Genomic DNA, 9,911 nt, shown 5'->3' on the forward strand with positions numbered 1-9,911 from the left:
GCCCTGTAGGAGCGGGCTTGCCCCCGCAGCAGGCACCGCGGTGTATGGCACCGGCTGCGCCGGTGTTCGCGGGCAAGCCCGCTCCTACAGGGTAAGGCGTGAGCTACAGGGTCTTAGCCCGGGTCGCGAAAATCGGGGTGGAAGTCGGCCGGCACGGCCACGCTGACGCTGCTGCGCGTGGCGATATCGATACCTTCGGTGGCCACCTCGGCCAGGAAGTCGATCTGCTCCGGCGTAATCACGTAAGGCGGCAGGAAGTACACCACGCTGCCCAGCGGGCGCAGTAGAGCGCCACGGGTAAGGGCATGTTCGAACACCTTCAGGCCCCGGCGTTCCTGCCACGGGTAGGCGGCCTTGGTGGCTTTGTCCTGAACCATCTCGATAGCCAACGCCATGCCGGTCTGGCGCACCTCGGCCACGTGCGGGTGCTCGACCAGGTGCGCGGTGGCACTGGCCATGCGCGCCGACAGCGCCTTGTTGGCCTCGATCACGTTGTCCTGTTCGAAGATATCCAGCGTCGCCAGGGCTGCGGCGCAGGCCAGCGGGTTGCCGGTGTAGCTGTGCGAATGGAGGAAGGCGCGCAGGGTCGGGTAGTCGTCGTAGAACGCCTGGTATACCTCATCGGTGGTCAGGCAGGCGGCCAGCGGCAGGTAGCCGCCGGTCAGGGCCTTGGACAGGCACAGGAAGTCGGGGCGGATACCGGCTTGTTCGCAGGCGAACATCGTGCCGGTGCGGCCGAAGCCCACGGCGATTTCGTCGTGGATCAGGTGCACGCCATAGCGGTCGCAGGCTTCGCGCAGCAGCTTGAGGTACACCGGGTGGTACATGCGCATGCCGCCAGCGCCCTGGATCAGCGGCTCGACGATCACGGCGGCAAGGGTGGCGTGGTGTTCGGCCAGGGTCTGCTCCATGGCGGCGAACATAGTGCGTGAGTGTTCTTCCCAGCCCATGCCTTCCGGGCGCAGGTAGCAATCCGGGCTGGGCACCTTGATCGTGTCGAGCAGCAGCGCCTTGTAGGTCTCGGTGAACAGCGGCACATCGCCCACCGACATCGCCGCGATGGTTTCGCCGTGGTAGCTGTTGGTGAGGGTGACGAAACGCTTCTTCTGCGGCTGGCCCAAGTTCTGCCAGTAGTGGAAGCTCATCTTCAGCGCCACTTCGATGCACGACGAGCCGTTGTCGGCGTAGAACACCCGCTCGAGGCCGGCGGGGGTCATGGCCACCAGGCGCTCGGACAGCTCGATCACCGGCTGGTGGCTGAAGCCCGCCAGGATCACATGCTCGAGCTGGTCGACCTGGTCCTTGATGCGCTGGTTGATGCGCGGGTTGGCGTGGCCGAACACGTTGACCCACCAGGAACTGACGGCATCCAGGTAGCGCTTGCCCTCGAAGTCTTCCAGCCACACACCCTCGCCGCGCTTGATCGGAATCAGCGGCAGCTGCTCGTGGTCTTTCATCTGCGTGCAGGGGTGCCACAAGACCTTGAGGTCGCGCTGCATCCACTGTTGATTGAGGCCCATGGGCAACTTCTCCTGGAGGGTGTGGCAGGTAGGACGGCACAAGCCTAAGCAAAGCCACCCTTGGGGACAACCTTCCCCTTGTCTTATCTGAGCACGCAGAGGCTAAAACTCTAGCCAGGCGAGGCACTTGATAGCGCTGTGCTGGCAGCCCCTCCAGACCTGACGTATTCTTAACGCATCTTCCCCGGGGTATTCCTTCCCCTTTTTCGTTCTTTTTCCGGAGTCTGCCGACATGGCTGCTGCTTGGGTGCGCCTGTGCGCGTTGGTATTGATTGGTGTGTCCAGCGGCGCCGCGCTCGCCAAGGACAAGCCCCCCACGGCAATCGTGGTCGGCGGCGGCCTGGCAGGCCTTACGGCCGCCTACGAGCTACAGGCCAAGGGCTGGCAGGTGACTTTGCTGGAAGCCAAGGCCGGCATGGGCGGGCGTTCGGGCCTGGCCACCAGCGAGTGGATCGGCAACAGCAAGACCCAGCCGGTGCTCACCCAGTACCTGGAGCGTTTCAAGCTTGAAACACTGCCTGCGCCCGAGTTCGTGCGTACGCCTGGCTACCTGATCGATGGCGAATATTTCAGCGCCACCGACCTTGCCACCAAGCAGCCGACTACCGCCGAAGCGATCAAGCGCTACGAGAAGACGCTCGACGACCTCGCCCGCTCCATCGACGACCCGCTCAACCCGGCCGCCAACAGCACGTTGTTCGCCCTCGACCAGATCAACGTCTCCACCTGGCTCGACAAGCTGCAACTGCCAGCCACTGCCCGGCAATTGGTCAACCAGCAGATCCGCAGCCGCTACGACGAGCCTTCGCGCCTGTCGTTGCTGTATTTCGCCCAGCAGAGCCGCGTGTACCGTGGCGTCGGCGACCGCGATCTGCGCGCCGCGCGCCTGCCCGGTGGCAGCCCGGTGTTGGCCCAGGCTTTCGTCAAGCATCTCAAGACCCTCAAGACCAGCTCGCCAGTGTCGGCCATCGTGCAGGACAAGGATGGCGTTACCGTCAAGGTCGGCGCCGTCGGCTACACGGCGGACTACCTGGTGCTGGCCGTGCCGCTGCGGGCCTTGGCCAAGATCCAGATCACCCCGGGGCTGGACCCCAAGCACCTGGCGGCGCTCAAGGGCACCAACTACGGCTGGCGCGACCAACTGATGCTGAAGTTCAAGACCCCGGTGTGGGAGAGCCGCGCGCGGATGTCTGGCGAGATCTTCAGCAACACTGGGCTGGGCATGCTGTGGATCGAACCGGCTCTGAAGGGCGGCGCCAACGTGGTGGTCAACCTTTCCGGCGACAATGCGCGGCTGTTGCAGGCATTCGGCGACAAGCAGATGGTCGACCAGGTGTTGATCCGCCTGCATGCCTTCTACCCGCAGGCGCGGGGAGCGTTCACCGGGTACGAGGTGCGTCGCTACAGCACTGACGCTGGCATGGGCGGTGCGTACCTGGCCTATGGCCCAGGGCAGATCAGCAAGTACTGGCGCCTGTGGGAGCAGCCGGTGCAACGTATCGCCTTTGCCGGCGAGCACACCGATGCGCTGTACCCCGGCACCCTGGAGGGCGCCCTGCGCAGCGGCCAGCGCGCCGCCAGTCAGGTGCAGGACCTGGCTGCCGGCAAGTCGTTCGACCCGGCCAAGGCGGCGCCTGTAGCGGCGGCAGCGGCGGGTGCGGCGGCGGGCGCCGTGGCGGCGAAGGACAAGGGCGGGTTCTTCTCGAACATGTTCGGTGGTTCATCCGACAAGGCTGAAAAGTCACCGGCCAAGGAGCCTGTGAAGGAGGAGGCCGCCAAGCAGGATGACAAGCCGGGCTTCTTCTCGCGCCTGTTCGGCGCCGAAGAGAAGGCCCCAGCCAAGATCGAGCCGGTGGCCAAGACAGAAGCGCCAGCACCTGCCGCTGCGGCGCCTGCGCCAGCGGTCAAGCCAGAGCCGGTGAAGGCGCCGCCGGTGAAAGCCGAGCCTGCAAAGCCTGCCGCGACGCACAAACCCGATGCCAAGCAGGCGCAAAAGCCCGCGCCGGTGAAGAAAGCCGAACCGGTCAAGAAGCCGGCCAACAATACCCAGGCTAAAACTGGGTAAGGTTCAGTACCTGCTTCAACTTCTTCGCGGCGGACTGCCGCGAAGAAGCCCTTCCTGGCAAAGCTTTCCCTCTTGTCTATCTTAATGTTTCCTTAATTGAGCTTACGCACACTAAGCTATCGGCTTTTCCGATAATAAGAAGCGGCTTTTTAAGCTTTTATTCGATGTTTTACACGCTACTCTTAGCTCAGCTTTCACGGGGAATCAGGTCACCATGCAATTGCGCAACTCAGCTTCTCGCTACGGCTTGATCAGCATGGTCCTGCATTGGGGCGTGGCCTTGGCGGTATTCGGGTTGTTCGCCCTGGGCCTGTGGATGGTCAGCCTCGACTACTACGACCCCTGGCGCAAGGCCGGCCCAGACTTGCACAAGAGCATCGGCCTGGTGTTGATGGGCGCTATGCTGCTGCGCCTGCTCTGGCGTTTCGTCAGCCCGCCTCCGCCAGCACCGGCCAACCATGGCGCGCTAACGCGCCTGGCGGCCAAGCTCGGGCACCTGGCGCTGTACCTGGGCCTTTTCGCAGTGATGATCGCCGGCTACCTGATTTCTACCGCCGATGGCGCGGGTATTCCCGTGTTCGGCTTGTTCGAAGTACCGGCACTGCTCAGCAACCTGCCCGACCAGGCGGACGTTGCTGGGGAGGTCCACTTCTACCTGGCATGGGGGCTGGTGATTTTCGCAGGCCTGCACGCCTTGGCAGCACTCAAGCACCATTTCATCGACCGTGACGCGACCCTCATTCGCATGCTGGGCCGCAAAGCTTGACTCTCAACCTCAAATCGCAACGGAAGGAAGTAACGATGTTGAAAAAGACTTTTGCCGCTCTGGCGCTCGGTACCGCACTGTTTACCGCCGGCCAGGCCATGGCCGCCGACTACAAGATCGACAAGGAAGGCCAGCACGCCTTCGTCGACTGGAAGATCAGCCACCTGGGCTACAGCTTCATCCACGGTACCTTCAGGGACTTCGACGGTAACTTCACCTGGGACAGCGCCAAGCCTGAAGCCAGCAAGATCAACGTCGACCTGAAGACCGCCAGCCTGTGGTCGAACCATGCCGAGCGTGACAAGCACATCGCCAGCGCCGACTTCCTGGACGTGAAGAAATATCCGGATGCCAAGTTCGTTTCCACCAGCGTCAAGTCGACCGGCGACAAGACTGCCGATGTGACCGGCGACCTGACCCTGCATGGCGTGACCAAGCCGGTCACCTTCAAGGCGGTGTTTAACGGCGAAGGCAAGGACCCATGGGGCGGTGAGCGCGCTGGCTTCAATGCCAAGACCACCCTGACCCTGGGTGACTTCGGCATCAAGGGCCCAGGTGCGACTTCCCAGACCCTGGACCTGGACATCAGCATCGAAGGTATCAAGCAGAAGTAATCTGGTTGGGGCCGCGCAACGGCTCCAGCTTCTGTGCCGATACAAACGAAAACGCCGCCCAATCGGGCGGCGTTTTCGTTGCTGCGGGCCTTACGAACCCTTGCGGGTCAGCAGGGCCGGGCGTTCGCCACGCGGGCGGCTCGGCAGGTCGTCCAACTGCTCAGGCGTTGGGTAACGGTCGAGCTTGGATTCCTTGCGGATGATCACCGGCGCAGGCTGAGAGTCGCGCGGGTTACGCACTGCTGGTTCCTGCCGGGCGCTGTCGTCACGGCCGTTGGCGCGGCCACGACCAGCGTTGCCATCGCGGCGACCACCGCCATTGTTGCTGCCGCCATTGCGCGCACGCTTCTCGCCGGAACCTTGGTTTTGGCCCTGACGTTGGCCGCCGCCGTTGCTACGACCCTGACCACCGCCATTGCGTTGGCCCTGACCCTGACCTTGCGCCTGGCCCTGCCCGCCATTGCCTGCCGGGCGACGGTTGCGGCCCTGGCCCTTGGCGTTCTGATAGGGGCTTACGTAGTCGGCGCGGTTGCCGAAGTTGTCCACGTCGTCATCCAGGAACTCTTCTGGGTCGCGATCGGCCGCAGGCTTGGGCGCGTTGCCCTGGCCCTGCGCAGCCTGCTGTTGGCGTGGCTTGCGTTCACGCTGCTTGTTGGGCTGCTGTTTCTGCTTCTGTTGCGGTTTGTCGCCGGCCTTGTCGCCGTCGTTGGGCTTGTCGGCGGCCTGCTGCTTGGCCTTGCCTTTGTCCTTGCCCTTGTCTTTACGACCGCCGCTGCCTTCCTTGCCTTCACCGCGCGCCTGCTGGTTACGGCCACCGCGGCCGTTGTTCTGCTGGCGTTCGCGCACTTCCGGCTTCTCGGCTTCTACCTGCGAGGCATCGAAGCCCATCAGGTCGCCATCCGGGATCTTCTGGCGGGTGACGCGCTCGATGCTCTTGAGCAGCTTTTCTTCATCCGGGGCCACCAGCGAGATGGCCTCGCCCGAACGACCCGCGCGGCCGGTACGGCCGATGCGGTGGACGTAGTCTTCCTCGACATTGGGCAGCTCGAAGTTGACCACATGTGGCAGTTGGTCGATGTCCAGGCCACGGGCGGCGATGTCGGTGGCGACCAGCACGCGCACGCTGTTGGCCTTGAAGTCGGCCAGGGCCTTGGTACGGGCGTTCTGGCTCTTGTTGCCGTGGATCGCCGCGGCAGTCAGGCCGTGCTTCTCGAGGTACTCGGCCAGGCGGTTGGCGCCGTGCTTGGTGCGGGTGAACACCAGCACCTGTTCCCAAGCGCCCAGGGTGATCAGGTGGGCCAGCAATGCACGCTTGTGGCTGGCGGCCAGGCGGTACACACGCTGCTCGATACGCTCGACGGTGGTGTTCGGCGGCGTCACCTCGATGCGCTCGGGGTTGTGCAGCAGCTTGTCGGCGAGGTCGGTGATGTCCTTGGAGAAGGTCGCCGAGAACAGCAGGTTCTGGCGCTTGGTCGGCAGCCGCGAGAGGACCTTCTTCACATCGTGGATGAAGCCCATGTCGAGCATGCGGTCGGCTTCGTCGAGTACCAGGATTTCCACCTTGGACAAGTCGACGCTGCCTTGGCCGGCGAGGTCCAGCAGGCGGCCGGGGCAGGCCACCAGCACGTCGACGCCCTTGGCCATGGCCTGGATCTGCGGGTTCATGCCGACACCGCCGAAGATGCAGGCGCTGACGAAGTGCAGGTCGCGGGCGTAGACCTTGAAGCTGTCGTGCACCTGGGCCGCCAGCTCGCGGGTCGGGGTCAGTACCAGGACCCGCGGCTGGCGCGGGCCGTGGCGCTGGGATTTGTCAGGGTGGCCGCCCGGGAACAGGCGCTCGAGGATCGGCAGGGCGAAGCCGCCGGTTTTACCAGTACCTGTCTGGGCGGCGACCATCAGGTCGCGGCCTTGCAACACGGCGGGAATGGCCCGCTGTTGCACCGGGGTAGGCTGGGTGTAGCCCGCTGCCTCGATAGCGCGGACAAGTGCCTCGGAGAGACCGAGGGAAGCAAAGGACATGGGCGATCCTGTTCTCGTGGGGGCTGGGCCCTGTGGGATGTTCTGCCTGGCGCGACGGGCACCTGAGGGGTGCGATCGCGTCCGGTCCAGCTGGGCTTACACTGCGCATCCGGGAGGCGGCGGGCGGGCACCGGAGGTGCTGCGCTGCTGGTCGAGATGCCTGTTGCGAGGCCGAGCGTCCGGGCGTGAGCCGGGCGGGAAGGCCCGAGTATAACAGAGCTATCGCGGTGTGCTGCGATCCTGCTGCTCAACGGCGGCAGGAAATTCGTCGATGCCGTTTTCATAGCGCGCCACGATCGCAGCGAACGCCGGTTCCGTCTTGAACTGCCGCAGGGCCTTGGAGAACGCGACGGCCAACTGCTCACGGCCGGGCTTGCGCGCCAGGCCCAGGTACTGCGGCTGGCGGTCGATGACCAGCGCCAGTTCGTCGACCTTGCCCACCAGCCCTAGCTGCCGGCTCAGGTAGCGCCCCACCCGGCGGTCGGTGACCAGCACATCGACTCGGCCCAGCAGCAGTTTGCCGAAATTGGCTTCATGGGTGGGCGCGGCTTCCCGGCGAAACAGTGGGGAGTCATTGAATGGCTTGCCGTAGAAGTAGCCGGGCGAGGTACCAACGGTGAGGCCGGCGAGGTCTTCCAGCCGCTTGATGGCGTGCGGCCGGGCCGTGGCCTGGAACAGCACGAACTCCACGGTGGACATGGGCTCGTCCGGGAAGATCATGTAGGGCTTGCGTGAATCGATGTCGAAGATGTCCATCACGCCATCGGCCAGGCCCTGCTCGACTGCCGCCAGGCAGCGCTTCCACGGCATGAACTCCCAGTCCACCTCCAGCCCGAGGCGGCGGAACACCTCGTTGGTGACTTCGTAGTCGATACCGGCCGGGCGGCCATTGACCTGGTAGAGGTAGGGCGCCCATTCGTCGCTGACCAGGCGCAGTCGTTCGGCCTGGGCCAATGGGCTCAGGCAAACGAGCAACAGCAGGCAAAGGCAACGGACGAAGTTGGGCATGACGCGAGGGTACGCGGTCTTCGGGGTGATGGCCAGTAGCCGGTTTTTGCGCCAAAAGAGGGCAGGCAGGCGAGGGCAAGCCCTCGCCGTGCAGGTCTAGCGCGGCAGCTTCAGGTTGTTCCAGATCGCCAGGCTCGGCTCGGCCTGGTTCAGGGTATAGAAGTGCAGGCCCGGTGCGCCGCCTTGCAACAGGTCATCGCACATGCGGGTGATCACTTCCTCGCCGAAGGCCTGGATGCTGGCGGTGTCGTCGGCATAGGCTTCCAGCTGCTTGCGGATCCAGCGTGGGATCTCGGCGCCGCAGGCGTCGGAGAAACGCGCCAGCTTGCTGTAGTTGGTGATCGGCATGATGCCGGGTACCACGGGAATGTCCACGCCCAGCTTCTGCACGCGCTCGACGAAGTAGAAATAGCTGTCGGCGTTGAAGAAGTATTGGGTGATGGCGCTGTCGGCACCGGCCTTGACCTTGCGTACGAAGTTGGCGATGTCGTCTTCGAAATTGCGGGCCTGGGGGTGCATTTCCGGGTAGGCCGCGACTTCCAGGTGGAAGTGCTCGCCGCTTTCCTGGCGGATGAACTCGACCAGGTCGTTGGCGTAGCGCAGCTCGCCGCTGGCCATGCCCATGCCGGATGGCAGGTCGCCGCGCAGGGCGACGATGCGCTTGATGCCCGCGGCCTTGTACTCGGCGATCAGGCTACGCAGCTCGTCCTTGGTGTCGCCCACGCACGACAGGTGCGGCGCGGCAGGAATCTTCACTTCGTTTTCCAGTTGCAGCACGGTGTTCAGCGTGCGGTCGCGGGTCGAGCCGCCGGCGCCGTAGGTACAGGAGAAGAAGTCGGGGTTGTAGGTGGCCAACTGACGGGCGACGGTCATGAGCTTTTCATGGCCGGCCTCGGTCTTGGTGGGGAAGAACTCGAAACTGTAACGGCGTTCTTGGGACATCGTTGGTTCCTCAGCGGTACGCCTGGGGCGGTGCGCTGCAAGTAAAAGCCAGGGCGGTGTGGGCCGGCCTGGCTTGGGCGTCGATCAGTCGTGACAGCGAATGGCGCCAGGGCGGGTGCCCCGGCGCACGCCGCTTAGTAGCGGTAGCTGTCCGGCTTGAACGGGCCGTCGACGCGTACGCCGATGTACTCGGCCTGCTGCGAGGTCAGCTGGGTCACTACGCCGCCGAAGCCGCGAACCATTTCCAGGGCCACTTCTTCGTCCAGTTTCTTGGGCAGCACTTCGACGGTCAGGCGCTCGGCTTTCTTGGCGGCTGGCAGTTCGGCGAACTTCTGCTCGAACAGGAAGATCTGCGCCAGCACCTGGTTGGCGAACGAGCCGTCCATGATGCGGCTTGGGTGGCCGGTGGCGTTGCCCAGGTTCACCAGGCGGCCTTCGGCCAGCAGGATCAGGTAGTCGTCGTTCTGCGGGTCGAAGGTGCCGGCGCCGGTGCGGTGGATCTTGTGCACCTGTGGCTTGACCTCTTCCCAGGCCCAGTGCTTGCGCATGAAGGCGGTGTCGATCTCGTTGTCGAAGTGGCCGATGTTGCAGACCACGGCACGCTTCTTCAGGGCCTTGAGCATGTTGGCGTCGCAGACGTTGACGTTACCGGTGGTGGTGACGATCAGGTCGATGCGGCCCAGCAGGTCGGTGTTGATGCCCGCCTCGGTGCCGGTGTTGATGCCATCCTTGAACGGCGAAACCACTTCGAAGCCGTCCATGCAGGCCTGCATGGCGCAGATCGGGTCGACTTCGGTGACCTTGACGATCATGCCTTCCTGGCGCGCCTGGGCCGAGCCCTTGCCCACGTCGCCGTAGCCGATCACCAGGGCTTGCTTACCCGACAGCTTCTTGCGTAGCACCGGGGCCGCCAGGTTAAGGCTGCGTGCCGCCTGCATGAAGCACCCACAACGCGCAGCGGCCAGGAAGCAGGCCAG

The 9,911-nt window shown here is 64.5% G+C and carries 8 protein-coding genes; 3 read left to right on the forward strand and 5 right to left on the reverse strand.

What is annotated here, in order from left to right:
• Positions 1-113: 113 nt before the first annotated feature.
• The gene (locus ACQKPE_RS25000) at positions 114-1,520 is read right to left on the reverse strand and encodes an adenosylmethionine--8-amino-7-oxononanoate transaminase (RefSeq protein WP_427669351.1); all 1,407 of its coding nucleotides are present in this window, start codon (positions 1,518-1,520) and stop codon (positions 114-116) included.
• Between the two features lie 232 nt (positions 1,521-1,752).
• On the opposite strand from ACQKPE_RS25000, the gene ACQKPE_RS25005 reads away from it, so the two are divergent.
• The 3 genes from ACQKPE_RS25005 to ACQKPE_RS25015 all read left to right on the forward strand — a co-directional run bounded on the left by ACQKPE_RS25005 (position 1,753) and on the right by ACQKPE_RS25015 (position 4,965).
• Positions 1,753-3,585: an FAD-dependent oxidoreductase gene (locus ACQKPE_RS25005; RefSeq protein WP_427669352.1), complete on the forward strand. Its 1,833-nt coding sequence runs from the start codon at positions 1,753-1,755 to the stop codon at positions 3,583-3,585.
• 214 nt (positions 3,586-3,799) lie between these two features.
• Entirely contained in the window at positions 3,800-4,351 is a 552-nt protein-coding gene (locus ACQKPE_RS25010; RefSeq protein WP_427669354.1) for a cytochrome b, read from the forward strand.
• A gap of 35 nt (positions 4,352-4,386) precedes the next feature.
• On the forward strand, positions 4,387-4,965 hold the full coding sequence (locus tag ACQKPE_RS25015; protein WP_427669355.1) for a YceI family protein: 579 nt from the start codon (positions 4,387-4,389) through the stop codon (positions 4,963-4,965).
• Between the two features lie 90 nt (positions 4,966-5,055).
• Here the strand turns inward: ACQKPE_RS25015 and ACQKPE_RS25020 are convergent, their stop codons facing one another.
• The 4 genes from ACQKPE_RS25020 to ACQKPE_RS25035 form a co-directional block, all read right to left on the reverse strand.
• A complete protein-coding gene (locus ACQKPE_RS25020) occupies positions 5,056-6,984 on the reverse strand; it encodes a DEAD/DEAH box helicase (RefSeq protein ID WP_427669356.1) in 1,929 nt (642 codons plus the stop codon).
• Positions 6,985-7,203: 219 nt separating this feature from the next.
• Positions 7,204-7,992, reverse strand: coding sequence for a substrate-binding periplasmic protein (locus ACQKPE_RS25025; protein ID WP_427669357.1), 789 nt, complete (start codon positions 7,990-7,992; stop codon positions 7,204-7,206).
• A 96-nt stretch (positions 7,993-8,088) separates the two neighbouring features.
• Entirely contained in the window at positions 8,089-8,934 is an 846-nt protein-coding gene (gene metF / locus ACQKPE_RS25030; protein WP_427669358.1) for a methylenetetrahydrofolate reductase [NAD(P)H], read from the reverse strand.
• Positions 8,935-9,068: 134 nt separating this feature from the next.
• A partial coding sequence (locus ACQKPE_RS25035; RefSeq protein WP_427669360.1) for an adenosylhomocysteinase occupies positions 9,069-9,911 on the reverse strand: 843 nt, incomplete at its 5' end.

The organism is Pseudomonas sp. NPDC089554 (genome assembly GCF_050280645.1).
Taxonomy (GTDB): Bacteria; Pseudomonadota; Gammaproteobacteria; order Pseudomonadales; family Pseudomonadaceae; genus Aquipseudomonas.